The 19,567-nt window shown below is 67.5% G+C and carries 15 protein-coding genes and 1 pseudogene; 3 read left to right on the forward strand and 13 right to left on the reverse strand.

All coding sequences use genetic code 11. From position 1 onward, the window contains the following. Positions 1-910, forward strand: a pseudogene (locus J0I42_RS21970) (hypothetical protein); the annotation flags it as partial. A 3-nt stretch (positions 911-913) separates the two neighbouring features. Continuing rightward, the gene (gene rsmD / locus J0I42_RS21975; RefSeq protein ID WP_291658069.1) at positions 914-1,477 is read left to right on the forward strand and encodes a 16S rRNA (guanine(966)-N(2))-methyltransferase RsmD; all 564 of its coding nucleotides are present in this window, start codon (positions 914-916) and stop codon (positions 1,475-1,477) included. A gap of 30 nt (positions 1,478-1,507) precedes the next feature. Here rsmD and J0I42_RS21980 read toward each other — a convergent pair whose 3' ends face one another. The 10 genes from J0I42_RS21980 to J0I42_RS22025 all read right to left on the reverse strand — a co-directional run bounded on the left by J0I42_RS21980 (position 1,508) and on the right by J0I42_RS22025 (position 14,303). Then, positions 1,508-1,933, reverse strand: a complete 426-nt coding sequence (locus tag J0I42_RS21980; RefSeq protein ID WP_291658071.1) for a GFA family protein — start codon at positions 1,931-1,933, stop codon at positions 1,508-1,510. Between the two features lie 40 nt (positions 1,934-1,973). After that, a complete protein-coding gene (gene mutL, locus J0I42_RS21985) occupies positions 1,974-3,779 on the reverse strand; it encodes a DNA mismatch repair endonuclease MutL (protein WP_291658072.1) in 1,806 nt (601 codons plus the stop codon). 157 nt (positions 3,780-3,936) lie between these two features. Then, positions 3,937-5,262, reverse strand: coding sequence for a glucose-6-phosphate isomerase (locus J0I42_RS21990; RefSeq protein ID WP_291658074.1), 1,326 nt, complete (start codon positions 5,260-5,262; stop codon positions 3,937-3,939). A 37-nt stretch (positions 5,263-5,299) separates the two neighbouring features. Next, complete coding sequence (locus J0I42_RS21995; protein ID WP_291658077.1) at positions 5,300-6,595, reverse strand: M16 family metallopeptidase; 1,296 nt, start codon at positions 6,593-6,595, stop codon at positions 5,300-5,302. Between the two features lie 57 nt (positions 6,596-6,652). Further along, the gene (locus J0I42_RS22000) at positions 6,653-7,942 is read right to left on the reverse strand and encodes a M16 family metallopeptidase (RefSeq protein WP_291658079.1); all 1,290 of its coding nucleotides are present in this window, start codon (positions 7,940-7,942) and stop codon (positions 6,653-6,655) included. Positions 7,943-8,075: 133 nt separating this feature from the next. After that, positions 8,076-8,720, reverse strand: coding sequence for a hypothetical protein (locus J0I42_RS22005; RefSeq protein ID WP_291658081.1), 645 nt, complete (start codon positions 8,718-8,720; stop codon positions 8,076-8,078). Between the two features lie 73 nt (positions 8,721-8,793). Then, complete coding sequence (gene lspA / locus J0I42_RS22010; RefSeq protein WP_291658083.1) at positions 8,794-9,276, reverse strand: signal peptidase II; 483 nt, start codon at positions 9,274-9,276, stop codon at positions 8,794-8,796. After that, the gene (ileS, locus tag J0I42_RS22015) at positions 9,276-12,563 is read right to left on the reverse strand and encodes an isoleucine--tRNA ligase (protein ID WP_291658085.1); all 3,288 of its coding nucleotides are present in this window, start codon (positions 12,561-12,563) and stop codon (positions 9,276-9,278) included. Before ileS ends, lspA begins: the two co-directional genes overlap by 1 nt. A 204-nt stretch (positions 12,564-12,767) precedes the next feature. After that, positions 12,768-13,751, reverse strand: coding sequence for a bifunctional riboflavin kinase/FAD synthetase (locus tag J0I42_RS22020; RefSeq protein WP_291658088.1), 984 nt, complete (start codon positions 13,749-13,751; stop codon positions 12,768-12,770). 96 nt (positions 13,752-13,847) lie between these two features. Further along, the gene (locus tag J0I42_RS22025; protein WP_291658089.1) at positions 13,848-14,303 is read right to left on the reverse strand and encodes a MaoC family dehydratase; all 456 of its coding nucleotides are present in this window, start codon (positions 14,301-14,303) and stop codon (positions 13,848-13,850) included. 228 nt (positions 14,304-14,531) lie between these two features. Between J0I42_RS22025 and J0I42_RS22030 the strand changes: the two genes are divergently transcribed. Then, positions 14,532-14,918, forward strand: coding sequence for a response regulator (locus tag J0I42_RS22030; RefSeq protein WP_291658091.1), 387 nt, complete (start codon positions 14,532-14,534; stop codon positions 14,916-14,918). A gap of 113 nt (positions 14,919-15,031) precedes the next feature. On the opposite strand, the gene J0I42_RS22035 is transcribed toward J0I42_RS22030, so the two are convergent. From J0I42_RS22035 to J0I42_RS22045, 3 genes are all read right to left on the reverse strand, one after another. Next, complete coding sequence (locus J0I42_RS22035; RefSeq protein ID WP_291658093.1) at positions 15,032-15,901, reverse strand: TIGR01459 family HAD-type hydrolase; 870 nt, start codon at positions 15,899-15,901, stop codon at positions 15,032-15,034. 176 nt (positions 15,902-16,077) lie between these two features. After that, complete coding sequence (locus J0I42_RS22040) at positions 16,078-17,559, reverse strand: EAL domain-containing protein (protein WP_291658095.1); 1,482 nt, start codon at positions 17,557-17,559, stop codon at positions 16,078-16,080. A 149-nt stretch (positions 17,560-17,708) separates the two neighbouring features. Then, the gene (locus tag J0I42_RS22045; RefSeq protein WP_291658097.1) at positions 17,709-19,469 is read right to left on the reverse strand and encodes a tetratricopeptide repeat protein; all 1,761 of its coding nucleotides are present in this window, start codon (positions 19,467-19,469) and stop codon (positions 17,709-17,711) included. Positions 19,470-19,567: the final 98 nt, after the last annotated feature.

Raw genomic sequence — 19,567 nt, forward strand, 5'->3', positions numbered from 1 at the left:
CGAACTGGCCGCCAAGGCCGGCGCCGATTTCGAATCGCCGCGCCGCGATGCCATGCCCGCGGCGCCGCGCCCGGCGCCTGCCGGCGAGGATCGCCCGCGCCGCCGCCGCGACGAGGCGGCTCGTGATGGCGATCCGGCCCACGCACCGCTGCGTGGCGACAAGCCCTGGACCCGCACCGTCTGGCGCGATGCCGAAACCGAGCCACAGCGCGAGCGCAAGGCTCCGCCGCGTCGCGGCGCCGATCCGAAGCTGGAGCGGCAGGAGCGCGAGGCCACCGGCGACATCAAGCGCCGCCGCGACACGCCGATCGCCGACCCGAAGGGCCGGCGCGTACTGGTCGAGCGCGTCAGCGCCCCGGTGGCGGAAGAGCGCGACGCGCCCGCCCGCGAGGGCAAGCGCAGGCCTGACCGCATGCCGCGCCAGCAGCGCGGCGGCCAGGAGCGTGGCGGCGACGAGATGCGCACGTCACGTCCCCTTTCGCGCACCGGCGGCGACGAGCGGCCGGCGCGGCGCCCGCGCAGCGACGCCGGCGAACGCGACCGCGGCGGCGATCGCCCCTGGGAGGATCGCGCGCCACGCGACGGCGCCGAGCGCCCTGCCCGCGCCTTCCGCGAGCGTTCGCCCGAGGATCGGCCGCGTGGTCGCAGCTTCGGCGACAAGCCGGGCGGCCGGGATTTCGGGGCCAAGAGCTTCGGGCCACGCTCTTCGGAGCGCTCGGGCGACGATCGGCCGCGCGGCCGCAGCTTTGGTGACAAGCCCGGCGGCAAGGGCTTCGGCTCACGCTCCTCGGAGCGCCCGGTCGGCGGCGGCCGCCCCTTCGGCGGTAAGCCGGGTGGCGGGCGCCCGGGCGGAGGCGGCAAGGGTCCGCGCCCCGGCGGCGGCGGACCGCGCGGCGGCAAGCGCGACTAAGCGATGCGGATCGTCGGCGGACGCCTGGGCGGCCGGCCTCTGGCCGGCCCGAAACCGGGGATCGGCAGCATCCGGCCGACCTCGGACCGCCTGCGCGAATCCCTGTTCAACGTGCTCGTCCATGCCTATGGCGACGCAGTCGAGGACGCGCGCGTGCTCGATCTCTTCGCCGGCACGGGTGCGCTCGGCTTCGAGGCACTTTCGCGCGGGGCCGGCTTCGCGCTGCTTGTCGATGACGGCACGGAGGCGCGCGGCATCATCCGCGAGAACCAGATGGCGCTGGGTCTAGCCGGCTTCAGCCGCATCTTCCGCCGCGACGCGACCAAGCTCGGCCCGATCACCGGCATGGCGCCGTTCGGACTCGTCTTCTGCGACCCGCCCTATCGCAAGGGGCTGGGCGAGAAGGCGCTGGTCTCGGCGCGCGAAGGCGGCTGGCTCGCGCCGGACGCGCTGATCGTGCTGGAAGAGGCGGCGGATGCCGAGATCAGCCTGCCCGAGGGCTTCGAAGAGCTGGAGCGGCGGGGTTATGGCGAAGCGCAGGTGTTCGTGCTGCGGGTGACGTCCTAGGCACCCGGCGCTGCACCCGCCTTGCAGACCTCAGCCTTGGGTCGGCTCGTAGCGGAGGATGCCGGCTATCCCCGCTTTCGACCCAGCGGGCCTATCGCTGGGGTGGTTGATGCCATCATTGACCTGCAGCTCCCGAAAATCGAAGGGGCTGGCGCCAGCGATGCAGGCCACGTTCACCCCGAGCTGACCAGGATTCGAGCGGCGCTGGTGATGGGTGTAGATGCCGCACCCCAGGCAGAAATAGTGCTTCGCCGTCCGGGTGTTGAACTGGTACTCGCCGAGCTTGTCCTCGCCCGAGACGATGCGGACATCCCTTGCCGAAACGACGACCGCTCCCCGCATGCGGCAGAACGAGCAATCGCAGCGGCGCGCGGTGTTCATACCGTCGGTCAATGTCGCTTCGAAGCGGACGCCTTTGCAGTGACAGGCGGCCTGAACAATCGTGTCACCCGCCATCACCGTCTCCTCGCTCGCTATTCCGGCGCCGTATAGGCGCTTATCGCCGCCCGAACAGCTTCTCGATATCCGACAGCTTCAATTCGACATAGGTCGGCCGGCCGTGGTTGCACTGGCCTGAATTGGGCGTGATCTCCATCTCGCGCAGCAGCGCATCCATCTCCTCGGGACGCATGCGACGGCCGGCGCGGACCGAGTTGTGGCAAGCCATCGTCGCCAGAACATGATCGAGCCGGCGTTCCAGCGAGCCGGCCGTACCGTGCTCGGCGAGTGCATCGGCGACGTCGCGGACGAGGCGCTGGAGATTGCCGCCGGCGAGCTGGCCCGGCGCCTCGCGCACCAGCACCGCGCCGGGGCCGAAGGATTCGAGCACAAGCCCGAGGCTTTCGAGCTCGCTGCCTGCCGTGATCAGGCGGTCGGCATCGACCGGGTCGAGCTCGACCACTTCCGGGAGCAGCAGCGGCTGGCGGGCGATGCCGTTGCGGGCACGTTCGGCCTTAAGTCGCTCGTAGACCAGCCGCTCATGGGCGGCGTGCTGGTCGACGATGACGACGCCCTCGCGGGTCTGGGCGACGATATAGGTCTCGTGGACCTGAGCGCGGGCGGCGCCGAGCGGCCGGTCGAGCGCATCGGCCGAGGGCTCGGCGAGATGTGCGCGGGCGTCTGCGGAGGGCGCCGCGAAATCAGAGAAGCCGGCTTGCGGGGCGCTCATCGGGGCCGGAGCCGGCGCGGCCCAGCTCGGCGCTTGCGCGAAAGACGGACGCGGGATCGCGTTGCCGCTGCCCCCCATCGAGAGCACGGCGCGGAAAGCGTCGAGAGTGCGAGCGCCGCCCGCCGTGGTCGCGCGGTGACCGGCTGCGGCAAGCGCGGCCTTCAGGCCGGAGACGACGAGGCCGCGCACCAGAGCGGGATCACGGAAACGGACCTCGCTCTTGGCAGGGTGGACGTTGACGTCGACCGAGCGCGGATCGCAGCCGATATCGAGGAAGAGCACCGGATGCCGGTCGGAGGGCACCACATCGGCATAGGCGCCACGCACAGCCGATAAGAGCAATTTATCGCGCACCGGGCGGCCGTTGACGGCAAGATGCACGCCCGCCGAAGTGCCGCGATGGAAGGTCGGCAGGCCGGCGAAACCGGAGATGCGGAACCCCTCGCGCTCGGCCTCGATACGCAGCGCATTCTCCGGAAAATCACGGCCGAGCGCGCGGCCGAGGCGGCGCAACAGCCCCTCCTCGCCGATCGGCTCGGCTGGCCAGTCGAAGGCGCTGATATGCTCGCCTTCCAGTGAAAAGCGCACCTCGGGATGGGCGATGGCGAGACGCCGGAGCATCTCGGAGACGGCCTGCGCCTCGGCACGGTCGCTCTTCAGGAATTTGAGGCGGGCCGGGGTGAAGATGAAGAGGTCGCTGACCTCGATGCGCGTGCCAGGCGCGGCGGCAACGGGGCGGACCACACCCTTGTCGCCAGCTTCGACAACGAGACCCGAGCCCTGCGCGGCATCGCGCCGGCGCGTCGCGATCGAGAGCCGGGCGACCGAGCCGATCGAAGGCAAGGCCTCGCCGCGGAAGCCGAGCGTGTCGATGGCGAAGAGATCGCCGTCGGGGAGCTTCGAGGTGGCATGACGGTCGACGGCAAGTTCGAGGTCATCGGGCGTCATCCCGCCGCCGTCATCGACAACGCGGATCAGTTCGCGTCCGCCGCCCTGGATGGTGACGGCGATCGACCGCGCCCCGGCATCGATTGCGTTCTCGACGAGCTCCTTCACGGCCGCAGCCGGCCGCTCGATCACCTCGCCGGCGGCGATGCGGTCGACCAGGACGGGATCGAGACGGCGGACGGTCATGGGACTCTGATGGTCATCTGAAAGCGGAACAGATCATTCTGGAGCGTGGCGCACCGCAGACCCGGAAAGCTCTCTCCGAAAGAGGCTCCCGAGCCTTCGTGTCATACGAGATCGGGGCGGGTCCGAGCGTGACGCGCCTCTACCGGAAAACCGCGACTCAGGCCCGCCCTTCGGCAAGATAGCGCTTGGCGAGGAGCTTCGCCTCCTCCACCGCCGGCTGGTCGAACGGATCCACGCCCATGGCGTAACCGGTCAGGATCGTCTCCAGCATGAAATGCATCAGCATCTCGCCATGGCTGGTCTCGTCGATGCGCTCGACATGGAAGCGACGGACCGCGCAGCCGTTCTTGGCGAAGGTGTCGATCATGGCGATACCCTGCGCGGCCACCATGTCGCCGATCGTCTTGCCGGCGAAATCGGCCTGGCCGATCTTCTCGGCGAGAGAGGCATCGATATGTGGGCCCCTGCCCTTCACGCTGGTGGTGATGACCGTGAAGAACTTGTCCTTGGGACCGGCGAGATAGAGCTGCTGCTGCGAATGCTGGTCGACGGGGCCGAGCGCGCCGACGGGCTGCGTGCCCTGCCCGTCCTTGCCGAGGCTCTCGGCCCAGAGCTGCATCCACCAGCGGGTGAGCAGCGCGAGCTTGTCGGCATAGGGCATGAGCACGGCGATGTTCTTGCCCGAACGCATCGCGGCGAGATGAAGGGCCGCTCCAACCGCAGCAGGAGTCTCGCGGACATCCTTGCCGGCGAAGAGCGGCGCAACCGCCCGGCCGGCACCGAGCCGGAGCGCCTCGATATCGAGGCCGAGCACGGCAGCCGGCAGCAGGCCGCAATTGGTCAGGACGGAATAGCGGCCGCCGACATCGGTGTGGTGCTCGAGGAAGGGCGTGCCGAAAGGCTCGAGCAGCGCACGCAAAGGATGGAGCTTGCCGGATTTCGCAGGCTCGGACAGGCCCTCGAAATGCGTGCCGATCTGCTGATCGGTGAGATGCGCGCCACGCAAAGCCTCGATCGCCGCGATCGACTGCAGCAGGGTCTCGCCGGTGCCGCCCGATTTCGAGATGGCGACAAATTTGGTCGTCTTGAGCGGGAGCTTCGTGAGCAGCGCCGCATAGGTCGCGGGGTCGAGATTATCGATGAAATGGACGCGCGGGCCGGGTGTGAACTGCGACAGGCCGGCGATGCCGTACCCGGTGAGTTGCGCCAACGTCTGGCCCCCGAGGCTGGAGCCGCCGGTGCCGAGCACCAGAACGTCGGTGGTCCCGCCAGCCTTGAGACGCTCGGCAGCGGCCTTCACAGGGCCGAGATCGGCGGTATCGCTCGGCAGCTTCAGCAGCGGCAGCGAGCCGTCCTTCGCCTGCCCCTGCAATTTCGCCAGCGCGGGCTTGATATCGGCCAGCGCCGTCTCGAAGGCCGCGTCGGGAATGCCCCCCTTGCCGGCCTTGGATTCGAGCGCGAGATCGAAGCTTTGCTGGAGCATTAGACCTATCCGTATCGACGAGAAAACGAAGGCTATTTCAGACCAGCCCGACCGGCTTGCCAACCGCCTGCACGAGCAGGTCAGGGTTGCCGAAGAGACGCCGTGCGACGCGCTTGACGTCATCGAGCGTCACCGCAGCGAAGAGGCTATTGCGGCGAGCTAGGAAATCCGGCGTGTCGCCGCGCAGGGCCAGCGCCAGCAACTCGCCGGCGATCTTCGGCGAGGTGTCGAAGCGCAGCGGGTAGGAGCCGATGATATAGCGCTTGGCCTCCTCGACCTCGTGCTCGGTCGGGCCTTCTTCCGCGAGCTTCAGCATCTCCTCGCGGATGACCTTCATCGATTCGGCGGCGCGGTCGTTGCGGGTCGCGGTGCCGCCGACCAGCATGGCGCTCTCGCGCAGCGGCATCAGGCTGGAGGAGACGCCATAGGCGAGGCCGCGCTTCTCGCGCACCTCCATGAAGAGGCGCGAGGTGAAGGCAGAGCCGCCGAGAATATGGTTCAGCACGCTGGCAGTGATGAAATCCGGATCGTCCCACATCAGGCCCGGCCCGACGAAGCGCAACACGGTTTGCGGCACGTCGAGATCGATGACATGGGTCTGGCCGAGGCCCTGGATCGGCAGGGGCTCGGCCGGGCGCGGCCGAGCCCCGCCCTTCGGCAGAGCACCGAACAATGTATCCAGCCGCCCTGCGAGCTCGGCCGCGGTGATGTCACCAACGACGACGATGCTGAGGCCGGCGCGATCGAGCAGCGCAGGCCGCAACGCCTTCAGCACCGGGGCTTCCAGCTTGGAGACGCTGTCGATGTCGCCCTTCTCGGGCCGCCCATAGGCATGGCCGGCGAAGGCCGCGGCATAAAGAGCGTTACGGCACATCACCTCCGGGTTCTTCGCCTGGCGCTGCAAACCGGCGATAACCTGGGCGCGGACGCGGGCGACCGCATCAGCATCGAAGCGCGGTTTGTTGAGTGCCAGCTCCAGCAAGTCGAAAGCCGTCTCGCGATGCGTCGAGAGCGTCTGGAGATAGCCGTGGAAATCGTCGCGGCGGGCATCGAAGCCGAGGCTGATCGCGTGGTCGGCCATGCGGCCCTGAAAGGCTTCTGCGTCGAGATCGCCGGCGCCCTCGTCGAGCAGGCCGGAGATCAGATAGGCGCTGCCGGCGGCATTGTCCGGGTCGCGGCTGGCACCTCCATCGAAGGCGAAGTCCATTGCGATCAGCGGCAGGCTGTGTTCCTCGACCAGCCAGGCTTCCACGCCGCCGGGCGAGCGGACGGTCTGGACGGCGATGGCGGGGCCGGCCGTGTTGAGCTTGGGCGTCGGAATGGGGGCGTTCATGTCGCTTCCTGTCGGCGGAACGCGAAGGCCCGCCCGTTCGAACGAGAGACGGCGGCGTCAGGCCGGCAGCAGCAGGCCGGTGACACTGCGATCAGGCTTGAGATAGCGGCGGGCCGCCTCGACGACGGCATCGCGGCTGACGGTCTCGATGCGCTCGGGCCAAGCCAGCACGTCCTCGACCGTCTCGCCCACCGCCAGGGCCGAGCCGAAGATACGGGCGAGCGAGGACTGGTTGTCGCGGGCGAAGACGGTCTCCGCCACCAGCCGGGTGCGGGCACGGGCAAGTTCGAGCTCGCTCGGACCATCGGCCAGGAAGGCGGCGAGTGCAGCGTCGAGCCCGGCCTCCATCGCCGCCATCTCGACACCTGGGCGCGGGCTGGCGGAGATCTGGAAAGCGGCCCGATCGACCATCGAGCCCATGAAATAGGCACTGGCGCCGGCAGCCAGCTCGTCCTCGACGCAGAGCCGACGATAGAGCCGCGAGGTGGTGCCGCCGCCGAGGATCTCAGCGACGAGTTCGAGCGCCAGAACCTCGTCACGCTCGCCGGTCGTATAGGTCGGCGTCAGCCAGCCGCGACGCAGCGAGGGCTGCTGCACGCGCGGGTCGTTGAGCTGCACCCGGCGCGAGGCGCGCGGTTCAGGCTCGATCGGGCGCGAGCGGACGGGCGCCGCGCCGCGGGCCGCGATCCTGCCGTAAGTCTCTTCGGCGAGGCGGCGGACCTCGGCGGCGTCGGTGTCGCCGGCGACGACGAGGATCGCATTCTCGGGCGTGTAGAAACGCTGGTAATAGGCAAAGGCATCGTCCCGGCTCAGGCGCTCGATCTCATGCTCCCAGCCGATGATCGGCGTGCCGTAGGGGTGGTGGAAGAACAGCGTCGCGGAGAATTCTTCGCCGAGCTGGGCGGCGGGGTCGGAATCGACCCGCATGCGCCGCTCCTCCAGCACGACGTCGCGCTCGGGCGCGACCACGGCCTCGTCGAAGGAGAGGCCCGTCATCCGGTCGGCCTCGTAATCCATCATCGCGCGCAGATGCTCCTTCGGCACACGCTGGAAATAGGCAGTGTAGTCGAAGGAGGTGAAAGCGTTCTCCTGGCCACCGTAGCCGGCGACGATCTTGGAGAACTCGCCGGCCGGCCAGCGCTCGGTGCCCTTGAACATCAGGTGCTCGAGGAAATGCGCTATGCCGGACTTGGCCGCCGGATCGTCGGCAGAACCGTTGCGATACCAGACCATATGGGTAACGACCGGCGCACGCCGATCCTTCACCACGACGACGTCGAGGCCGTTGGTCAACCGGAAGGATTCGACCGGCTCCGCCTGATCGGTCCGGTGCGCATGGATGTTCACCTGTTACCGTCTCCTCGATCGAAAAAAGGGCGGGCGCGACGCGCCCGCCCTTCATGACAACTTGGTCGGGCGACCCTGCTTCGGCAAGGGGCGATCAGAGCGGGCGATCGCGCTCCAGCCGAAACCAGCCAGCTTACTGACGCATCACCGGTCCCTGGCCAGCCGCGAATTCGCGGATGCCCGGAGCCTGGGTATCTTCGACCGGGCCACGCGCGCCGGGGCCGACGGCCGCCGTCGCAGCCGGGCGGCGATAGCCGGCCGGCGGCTCGGTAAGCGTGCGGCGCGGCGGCTCGGAACCATAAGCTGCAGCATTCTCGTCGATCTGAGCCTGACGCGCGGCCATCTCACGCCCGACCACGATCGGCTTGATGATGTTGCTGTAGTTGTTGTCCTCTTCCGGGAGCTGGGGGCCCCTCGGGGCACGCGTCGTCCGGCCGCGGCGAATCTCCTCGGCCGACAGGCGGGCGTTGTTGCGCAGGCCGTGAGGCTCCTCGTAAGGAGCCGGATTGGCCGCATCCCTGCGGCGCTGGACATCCGGATCATTCGGCCAGGCGGCATTGCGCTCGCTGGCCGCCTGCTGCGGGCGCGGCAGCGTCGAATTCGGCGGCACCACCAGCGGCGCGCGCGCGCGATAGTCGATATCCGACCCCTCGCCCTTGCCGAAGACGCCCTGCATCATGTTGTAGATGAACGAGCCTTCCTGCGCGAAGGCCGGCGACGCCCCGAGCACAAGCCCGCCGGCGATGAGCAGATGAGCCACGCGGATGCGTTTGGCCATGTCAAATCTCCCTTCGGACAATCTCGCCCCGTCTGAAACCCAGACGAACGGCAAAACAATGGCGAAACCGTCGTTAAGCTGTTTTTTCCGTGCTCGGGCGGAAGGACTCATATAGCAGGCCGAGCACCCCGACAACGATCGCGACGTCGGCGATGTTGAAGATATACCAGCTAAAGCTGCCCCAGTGGAAATGGACGAAGTCGACGACCGCGCCATAGACGGCGCGATCGACCCCGTTGCCGAGCGCTCCGCCGATGATCAGCGCAAGGCTCAACACGGAAAAGCGCCGCGGCTCTCGCCACATCCAGCGCCAGAGCCAGACGGCCGCTACGAAGGAGATGACGACGAGGAACCAACGCCCCAGATCGGTGCCCTGCTGGAACAACCCATAGGAGATGCCGCGATTCCAGGCGAGGACGATCGTCAGGAAGGAGGCGAGATCGTATGGCCCGTTCTCGGCCAGCCCGACGCCGTAGAGCAGCCACGACTTCAGCACCTGATCGGCGATGAAGACGACCAGCACCGTTACCACGCCGAGGCGGGGAGCGGACGTCATCAGGCGCGCACTCCCAACTCCTTCAGGGCCTTTGCGTCACGCGGCGTCACCTGCGGATAGGCCTTGTCGGCCGTCGCCGGATCGAAATACTTCCAGGACCTGGCGCATTTGATGCCGGCGGCCCGGTGCGGCACGACGGCGACGCCGGGCACGTCGGCCAAGCGGAAGGCATCAACCGGCCCTTCCCCGCTCTCGACGCTGATGCCGGAGGTGATGCTGATCTCGGCGAGATCGGCCCCGGACAGCGCCGCATAGAGATCGCTATCGGAGACGAAGACCTGCGGCGCAGCCTCCAGCGAGGAGCCGAGGCGCTTGGCGGCGCGCTCCAGTTCCAGCGCGCCGGTGACGACGCGGCGCACGCGGCGGATCTTGGCCCAACGCTCTGCCAGCTCCGGATCGAGCCAATTCGCCTTCGCCTCCACGAAGCGTTCGAGATGGACTGAGCCCTCGCCCGCCTTCTGGTCGGGATAGCGGTCGAGCCAGGCCTCCTCCGCGGTGAAGACCAGGATCGGCGCGAGCCATGTCGTCAGGCAGCGGAAGAGATGGTCGACGACGGTCAGCGCGCTCTTGCGGACATGGCTGGAGAGCGGATCGCAATAGAGCGCGTCCTTGCGCACGTCGAAATAGAACGCCGACAGCTCGGTGTTCATGAACTGCGAGAGCAGGAACACGACCTTCTTGTAGTCGTAGCTGCGATAGGCTTCCTCGACCTGCGGTCCAAGCTCGGCCAGCCGGTGCAGCATCAACCGCTCCAGCTCGGGCATGGTCTGCGGATCGGTGACGCGGACATCCTCGCTGAAATGGGCGAGCGTGCCGAGCATCCAGCGCATGGTGTTGCGCAGCTTGCGATAGGTCTCGACGAAGGTCTTGAGGATCTCCTTGCCGATGCGCAGGTCGTCCGAATAGTCGGCCGCAGCGACCCAGAGGCGCAGGATGTCGGCGCCCGAGTCCTTGATGATGCCTTGCGGGGCGGTGACGTTGCCCTTCGACTTCGACATCTTCTCGCCCTTCTCGTCCAGGCAGAAGCCGTGGGTCAGGACGATATCGTAGGGCGCCCGGCCGCGCGTGCCGCAGCTTTCCAGCAGGCTCGAATGGAACCAGCCGCGATGCTGGTCCGAGCCTTCGAGATACATCACGCGATCGTTGCCGCCATCGCCGCGGCGGCGGGCGCGCAGATCGGCGCGCTTCTCCAGCGTGAAGGCATGGGTCGAGCCGGAATCGAACCAGACGTCGAGCACGTCGGTGACGCGCTCGTACTGCGCCGGGTCATAGCCGAAGGGCTTGAGGAAGCGGGCGCCGTCGAGATCGGTGAACCAGGCATCCGCGCCCTCTGCCTCGAAGGCCTCGGCAATCGCGGCGTTCACGCGGCCGTCGACGAGGATGTCCTTGGTCTCCTTCTCGACGAAGACGGTGATCGGCACGCCCCAGGCGCGCTGGCGCGAGACGACCCAGTCCGGCCGGTTGGCGATCATGCCGGTGATGCGGTTCTCGCCGGCGGCGGGCACCCACTCGGTTTCCTTGATCGCCTTCAGCGCGCGGTTGCGCAGCGTATCGGCATTGCCGCCCGCGACCGGCTGCGGATCGGCCGCATCCGGCGCGCCGGCCTCGCCGATCGGCTTGTCCATGGCGATGAACCATTGCGGCGTGTTGCGGAAGATCACCGGCTTCTTCGAGCGCCAGCTATGCGGATATTGATGCTTCAGGCGGCCGCGCGCGATGATGTTGCCGGCCTCGACCAGCGCCTTGATGACGACGTCGTTGGCGTTGCCCTTGTCGCCCTTGTCGGTGATGACCTGCGCACCCTCGAAGCCCGGTGCCTCCTTGGTGAAGCGGCCATCGGCATCGACGGTATAGGGGATGCGGGTCTCAATGCCGCGCTCGGTGAGCTGGCGGCCGTTGGCCATCCAGACGTCGAAGTCCTCGCGGCCATGGCTTGGCGCGGTGTGGACGAAGCCAGTACCGGCATCGTCCGTGACATGATCGCCATCGAGGAGGGGGACGTCGAATCCGTAAGCATCGACGTCAGCTCCCGCAAGCTGGAAACCTTCGGTCAGCTCTCCCGGATCGAAATCGCTTACCCGTTCGACGCGCTCATAACCTGCCTGCGCAAGGTCAACCTTTGCCTCTTCATCAGACATCGGCAATTCGAAGCTGTGGGGCCCTTGCGTGACGCGATACACCCCGTAGGAGCGGCCCTTGGCATACTTGGCCGGCCGGGCTCGGAGTGGATGCGCGCAGACCATCGTCGCCAGCTCACTGCTGGTGACAGACCTGATGCGGTGAAAGCGGGTGGCCTTGGCCGCCTTTAATACCGATTCAGCGAGCTTGTCGGCCAAAACGTACTTGGCTCCGGGCTTGGCCCAATTTCCATCGGGTGCCTCGTCAACGCGATAGACGCCATAGGACAGCTTGGAGGAGTAGGCGATCGCCCGGTTACCGGGAATGGTCCAGGGCGTCGTCGTCCAGATGACGACCGAGCAATCGATCAGCGCATTCACATCCTCAAGCTGCGCTTCTAGCACACTTGGGTCTTCCGGCGGCTCGCCGAACTCGTAAATCACGGGAGCCTGCTCGACATCGATGATCGGAAACGCCACGAAGATCGTGTCGCTCGCATGTTCCTCGTACTCGACCTCGGCCTCGGCCAGGGCGGTCTTCTCGACCACCGACCACATCACCGGCTTGGAGCCGCGATAGAGCTGGCCGGTCTCGGCGAATTTCATGATCTCGCGGGCGATCTGCGCCTCGGCCGGATAGGCCATGGTCAGGTAGGGATTGGCCCAGTCGCCCTCGACGCCGAGGCGCTTGAACTCCTCGCGCTGGACATCGACCCAGTGCTCGGCGAAGGCGCGGCATTCCCTACGGAACTCGACGACCGGGACGTCGTCCTTGTTCAGTCCCTTGGCGCGGTACTGCTCCTCGATCTTCCATTCGATCGGCAGGCCATGGCAGTCCCAGCCCGGCACGTAGTTGGAATCGTAGCCGAGCATCTGCTGCGAGCGCGTGACGAGGTCCTTGAGGACCTTGTTCAGCGCGTGGCCGATATGGATGTTGCCGTTGGCATAGGGAGGGCCGTCATGCAGGACGAACCTGTCCCGCCCCTGCCCGGCCTCGCGCAGCTTGCGGTAGAGATCCATCTTCGCCCAGCGCGCGAGCAGTTCCGGCTCGCGCTGCGGCAGGCCGGCGCGCATCGGGAATTCGGTCTGGGGCAGGAAGAGCGTCTGCGAATAATCGACGCCATCGGCAGCGGTTTCGGAAGCTTTGGCGGTATTGGTCTTGTCGGTCATCATCCGGCTCGGACAGTCGGGACGGCGGGCCGGTCAGGGGTCCCGGGCGTCCACGCGTAAAACGGGAAAAGCGGTCTTCAACCCGGACTGCGCAAGCGCCCGCGCTTGTCTAGCGCGAGGCGGCAGCCGGGCCCGTAATTCGCCGGGAAAGATCGATCAGCATGGCGCGTTCTGCGGGCATGAGGGGCTTCTAGCAGGCGCGGCTTACGGAAGGAAGGGCGGCGTTTCCGCCAGAATGTCGCGCGCACGGGCGCTGTCGGCATCCATCTGGACGATCAGGGCCTCCAGCGAGTCGAATTTTTCCTCGCCGCGCAGCCAGTCGACGAAGGCGACATCGACGCGCTGGCCATACAGATCGCCGGAGAAATCGAAGACGAAGGTTTCCAGGCGTGGCGCGCCGTCGTCGAAGGTCGGGCGGCGGCCGAAGCTCGCGACGCCGTCATGCCATGCGCCGTCGATCCGCATGCGGACCGCATAGATGCCATGACGCAGCCTGCAATCGCGGGCGAGCTGCATGTTGGCCGTCGGGTAACCGAGATCGCGTCCGCGCTTGTCGCCATGGGTGACCAGCCCGCGCACCAGCCAGGGACGGCCGAGGAAGATGGCGGCACGAGCCGCATCGCCGGCCTCCAGAGCGGTACGGATCAGCGTCGAGGAAACCGGCTCGCCCTGCCATGAATAGGGCGGCACAACCGCGACCGGAATGCCCGCTGCGAGACCGTGGGCCTGCAGCATCTCCGGAGATCCCGTCCGCCCTTTGCCGAAATGGAAATCGTAGCCGCAGACAAGACCAGCCGCACCGAGCCTGCCGATAAGCAGATCATCGACGAAGCTTGCGGCAGGGAGCGAAGCGATCTCGCGATCGAAGGGCAGAACGAGAACCTGAGCGAAGCCCGCCTCCGTCAATCCTTCGAGCTTGAGCTGCGGCGAGGTCAGCCGGAAGACCGGCTCTTCGGGGCGGAAGACGCTGCGCGGGTGCGGTTCGAAGGTGAAGGCCGCGGGGCGTGCACCACGCTCACTGGCGAGGGCGGCGGCGCGGCGCGCAAGTTCGAGATGGCCACGATGCACGCCGTCGAAATTGCCTAACGCCAGGACGGCACCACGCAAGGCATCGGGGGTCGGCTTGTCGAGGTCGAGGACCACGGCCGTCGGCTCGGGGCGCAGCGGCTCATCGGCTTGGGATGGCATGAATCGGAAACGTCCACCTGCCCCTGACAATGGAGCGATGTCCGTCTTTGCGGCGAAGGCCGGCGGGGCGTCAAGGCCGCGAGCGGCCCGAGAGCCTCAGGCTTGCGGATTCGGCGGCATGGCCACCCAGGCTTCGCCCTCCATCACCGCCTTGCCGTCAACAAGGCATTCGCAGAAGAAGCGCACGCGGCGGCGCTCCGCCACCAGCTCGACGATCTCGACGCGGGCCGTGACCACGTCGCCGATCTTGACCGGGGCAAGGAAGGTCAAGGTCTGGGATAGATAGACCGCGCCCGGCCCCGGCAGGCGCGTGCCGAGCAGGGCGGAGACGAGGCTCGCCGTCAGCATGCCATGGGCGATTCGCTGGCCGAACTTGGTATTGGCTGCGAAATGATCGCAAAGATGGATCGGGTTGGCATCGCCTGACAATTCGGCGAAGAGCGCGACATCCCGCTCCATCACCGTCCGCATCAGGCTTTCGCTCCGGCCGACGGCCAGATCCTCGAAGGCGTGGACGGTGTAGAGCCCGCCGGGCATCGGCTGAACGGTCATGGCTTCCGCATGGCCCGCAGGGACCCTGCCCTCCTGTCTGCGATCCGGTTAATCATCTCGCAACCGCAACATGAACGCAATTGGACTTTGGTGCGGCGCACCGCACTGCCCTAACGTCAGTCGACAATCGGATTAACCGGTTCGCAAGGCCGCGCGGCTATCAACTCAGACAAGCGGCACGGCGCTGGCATCTCCCAGCACCGCGACCGTCATGCCTGGAGCATCAGAATGGCTCTCGATCCGTCCATGCCGATCCTCGTCGTCGACGATTACCAGACGATGGTCCGCATCATCCGTAACCTGCTGAAGCAGCTCGGCTTCGAGAATGTCGACGACGCTTCGGACGGCACGACCGCCATCTCGAAGATGCGCGACAAGAAATACGGCCTCGTGATCTCCGACTGGAACATGGAACCGATGAGTGGCTTCGAACTGCTCCAGAAGGTCCGCGAGGAAACGGCGCTGTCGGAAACGCCGTTCATCATCGTCACCGCCGAATCGAAGACCGAGAACGTCGTCGCCGCCAAGAAAGCGGGCGTCAGCAACTATATCGTCAAGCCGTTCAACGCGCAGACGCTGAAGACGAAGATCGAATCGGTCTGCGCGGCAGCGTGACAGACCGCCTTGCCGAGGCGCGCCAAGCGCGGGCTAACCCCGAGCATCTCGTGAAGGCCTGAGATTCCCCGAGTCTGCGCTTCGCTTCGCCCGAAAATGACGGCGGCTTTTTCTCACCAGACCAGATGCGGCATGGCATAGGACGGGCGATGCGTCTGCCGGCCGAACCAGCCGTGACGCTCGTCCCATGACGCTTCCATCAGATCCTGGGCGTGGATGCCGGCCAGCACCATGATGCCGGCCGCGCCGAAGGCGTCGGCTCCGGCAATGTCGGTGCGGATCGCGTCGCCGACCGCGCAGATCCTGTCGCGGGCGACCGACGTGCCCCGGGCCTTTTCGGCGGCCGCCACCGCCGCCTCATAGATCGGCCGGTGCGGCTTGCCGGCATAGATCGTCCGGCCTCCGATCTCCTCATAAGCCAGCGCGACCGAACCGGCGCAGGGAATGATGCGCCCGCCGCGCTCGACCACGAGATCGGGATTGGCACAGATCAGTGGCAGCCCGCGCGTAGCGAAACCGGCGAGCAGGTCGGCATAGGTGGCGGCCGTGTCCTTCTCGTCGTCGAACAGGCCAGTGCAGAGCACATAGGCCGCCTCGTCGGGCGAGACCTCGCGCACGTCGAGCCCGGCGATCAGCGGCAGGTCGCGATCGGGACCGAGGCGGAACATTGGCTCGCCCGCCCGCTCGCGGATCAGCGACCGGCAGACATCGCCGGAGGTGACGATCGCATCCCAGGCCTCGCACGGCACAGCGAAGCCGTCGAGCTGGCCGACGATGACTTCGGCCGGGCGCGGCGCGTTGGTGACGAGGACGACGCTGATGCCGTGCTGGCGCATCCGCATCAGCGCCGCGACCGCGTCGCGATAGGCGGCGACGCCGTTATGGACGACGCCCCAGACGTCACACAGGCAGAGATCGAAGCGGTCCGCGACCTCCGAAAAACCCGAAAGCGGAAGGGTGGAAGCGATCCCCGATGGCGACACTGTTTCGATCTCCGGCGATTGGGTCGTTGTCTCGTTGCATTTTCCTGCGCGCCCCGAAGGTCGGTTCACTTGAAAACGCTCTCTGGCGCGAAAGGCGGACGCCACCCTTCGACCAGGCCTGATCTAGACGGGATTCGCCGGAAGCGGAACCGGAGCGCGCAGGAAGCAGCCGCGCGTCAGGCGCTGGCGCGGCGCAGAACGGCCCGGAAGGGCAGACGCTCCGGAGGCGCGTCCTGAACGGCCGGGGCGGGAATCGCGGCAGGAGGCCGCGCGACCCGTTCCTGGCCGATCAATCGATCGACGATGCTCTCAGCCGGCCGGGCGGCCGCGGCGGCGGGTTCCGGCTGAGCCGCGGGCATAGGCGTCGGCTCGGCGAAGACTTCGGGCTTGACCGGGCGCGGCGGCGAGAAGGCCTGCCCCTGCCCCATCGTGGCGCCGAGATCGATCATGTCGGCGGCAGCGGGATTATCCTCGACCTGGTCGGCCACCAGGGTGATCGAGACGCGCGCCAACAGGGTAGCGAGATCGCCGGCATCGATATCGCTCTGGATCCGGCCATCGAGATGAGCCTGCAACAGCGCGGCCGACGCCTTCACATAGCGGACACCACGATCGAAAAGAGCGCGCGGATCGAGGCGCAGATCGACAAGCTGATCGAGCGCGAAACGCACGCCGTTGGCCGACATCGCACCCAGGAGGCCGAGGCTGGTCGGGTCGAGCACGCGAAAGATCGTCTGCGGCATCTCGATGACCAGATGACCGGTGTGCTCCTGATACTTGTCGAGAATACGGGTCAAGGCGGCGAGCGCGCGCGACGACGTCCAGGTCGCATTGCTGAAATTGCAGGAGACGAAGATGCCGCCGTCCTTCGAGCCGAGATGGCGCGCGATCGCCAGCGCCCGCGTCAGCACGAGCGCATCCAGCGTCGGCCCGAAGCCACGGGCCTCGACGGTCTCGATGAACTCGTGCGGCAGCAGCAGCGTGTTCTCGTCCAGCCGCAGGCGCGCCAGCGCCTCGTAGCCGCAGGTCCGGCGCTGCGGCAGCGAGACGATCGGCTGGAGATGGACCTCGAGTCCGCCTTCACTGAGCGCCCTGCCGATCAGGGCCGCACGTGCGGCCTCGGCCTCCTCCTGCGCCGCCGCGGCGGCAGCGGCGCGTTCGGCCGCGAGCTTCCCGGCCCGTTCCCGGCGCACGGTTTCCGGATCGAGCACCACCTCCGGCGCGGGAAGCGTGGCCGCGGGCTCCGGCAAGCGGGCCAGGACCGTCTCGTGATCGGCGAGCGTCGTCGCGACCTGATGGATCAGGTCGCCGAGCAGGCCGACTTCGGCCGTCAGCTCATGGATTGCGGCGCGCGCGGGTGCGGCATCGGCATCGCGCATCGGCATCTGCTGAACGCGCTGCGACAGCGCGTCGAGGCGGATGGCGTTGGTCGCGAGACGGACCTTGACCTCGCCGAGCCCCGCCATGGCCTGTTCGTGCCGGGCAAGACCGCGGCGCTCGAAGGCCCGCAGCGCCAGCATCAGGCCGGCCCCGGATGCGAGAAGGCCGAGCCCTGCACCAAGCCCCCCCGGAAGCAGGATCGCCACCGCGGCGCCGGCCGACAGGCCGGTGACGGCGCCGGCGAGAGGGTGCAGGGCTTTCAGGCGGGCAGGTGCCACGGCAGCGCTCGCGCTACGTCAGGGAATCGGAATGGGGAACGAATCACGGTCCTAGGGCGCAGAGTACCCTTGCCGGCGCGGTTATGCGAGCGACACGCCCCAATTTCGCCACAGCCGGCCTGCGCGCCAGCCCCGTCATGCCGCTGGCACTATGGCTTGTTCAGCTCGAGCGCGGTGAGGACCTTGTCGATCACCGACGCGGAAAACGCTCTTCGCTGAAGGAAGGCACGGGGATCCTGCCGGAAGAGCGCGGATTTCTCGACGAGTTGCGCAATCGCCTGAGCCCGCTTCTCCCGGTCGTTATCGGTTGCGGCCTTCAGCGCCTGACCAAGCAGGCCGAACTCGCTCGTATCCGCGGCCAGCATTCCGGCATGGCTGTCCGACGCTTTTCCCGCCCCCACCAGATAGGCGCCGAGGAACGCATAGAAATCATAGCGTGGCGGGCGGGCAACGCTCAGCGAGATCGCCCGCTCGAGCAGTGGCAGCCCCTCGAGCGGGCGATCGAGCCGGACATAGAGCGCCCCGACATCCGCCATAATCTCTGGATCATAGGGATTACGGGTCTGGGCCTCGCGGCCCATCTGGATCGCCTCCTCGGTCGCACCGCGCAACAGCAGCACTTTCATCAGGGCCTGGTAGGCCCGCGCACCGGAGGGCGCGAGCCGGATCGCCGTCAAGGCCGCGGCGAGAGAACGGTCGAGGGGAGTCCGCACGGGGTCCGTGTCACCCTGCGGGCTATCGCCCTGAGAGGTCGCCGCCGCGCCGTGCTTGCCAAGCGTCATGATCGCGAGATGAGCCCAGGCCGGATAAAAGCCCGGATCCTGTTCGACCAGGTCCGCAAGGCAAAACCGCGCAGCCTGGTGCAGCTCCGGCAGCATCGCGCGGCGCGCATCGAAGGCCTTCAGGATGCAGCGGATCGCCGGGGAGGACGCGAACTGGCGCGCATCGGCGGGGATGATGCCAAAAGGCTCGGTCAGGCGCGTCGCCAGCCGTCGCGCCATCTCGGCGAGATCGCTTTCCTGGAGTGCGGCGAGCGAGGAGCGGCTCGACGAGGTCGTCCAGACGATACGGCCGTCCTTGACGGAGCGCAGGCGGGCAAGCCCCACCGCGCCGCTGTCCAGTCCTTGAGCGTCGATCTCGATGGCATAGTCGACATCATCTTCCAGGGTGGCGCCCGGGAGCGGCGTCTTGATCGTGACGAGATCGTCGAACCGCGCCATGGCATCGACGAGCAGTGCCGAAAAGCGACGCAGGACCGCGGCGAGCGCGGGGTCTGAGGGCGGGTTGGGAGTCGTGATCGCGACACGCACGAGGAGAGAGGCTGCCGAGGCCTCGGGCCGCATGCCGGCAGCCTGCTCGGTCGCGGCAGGCTTCACCGCGACAGATGGCGGCGGTTCGCGCAACGGCCTCAGATACCACCAACAGAGTGTGAGCAGCCCCAGTGCCAGCGCTGCGAGAGTCAGGCCGGCCCAGCGGCGGGCCGTACGCCGATCCGGCTCCGGCGCATCGTAGGCGGCGTCTTCCGGAATCCGGCTCCCCTCACTGCCGAACCAGGTGAAGACCGGGACGTAGCCGCCGACCGGCATCGAAATCTGCACGGGATCGCCGCGGCCGTCACCAGCATAGTATTGCGCCAGCGCCCGCCGCAGCCGGCCTGCCTCGACGCGAACGATGGGATCGAGCTGGGGATTGAAGTCAGCAGGGCGACCGAGGCCTTCCACCGCGATCGTATAGCCTTTCAGTTCGGCCGCACGCCCCTCGATCGTGCGTTCGACGACGAAGCTCAGGAAGGCCGAGAGCTGCGGAGCGGCCCGAAAGGCGTCCGAGACGAGGACGCGATCGAGGCCCGCGCGAATGATCGCCGCGGCTCGGACATCCAGCCGTCCAGGATCATCTGCGTCTTCCGTCATCGGGGTCCGTTCAGTTCGCCGCCCCCATCAATGGGGACGTTAAGCCATTGACGACCTAACGTCATCCACAGGCGGGTTCGAGCCGCCATCCGCCGGAC

The sequence above is a fragment of the Allobosea sp. genome (assembly GCF_017308015.1).
Classification (GTDB): domain Bacteria; phylum Pseudomonadota; class Alphaproteobacteria; order Rhizobiales; family Beijerinckiaceae; genus Allobosea.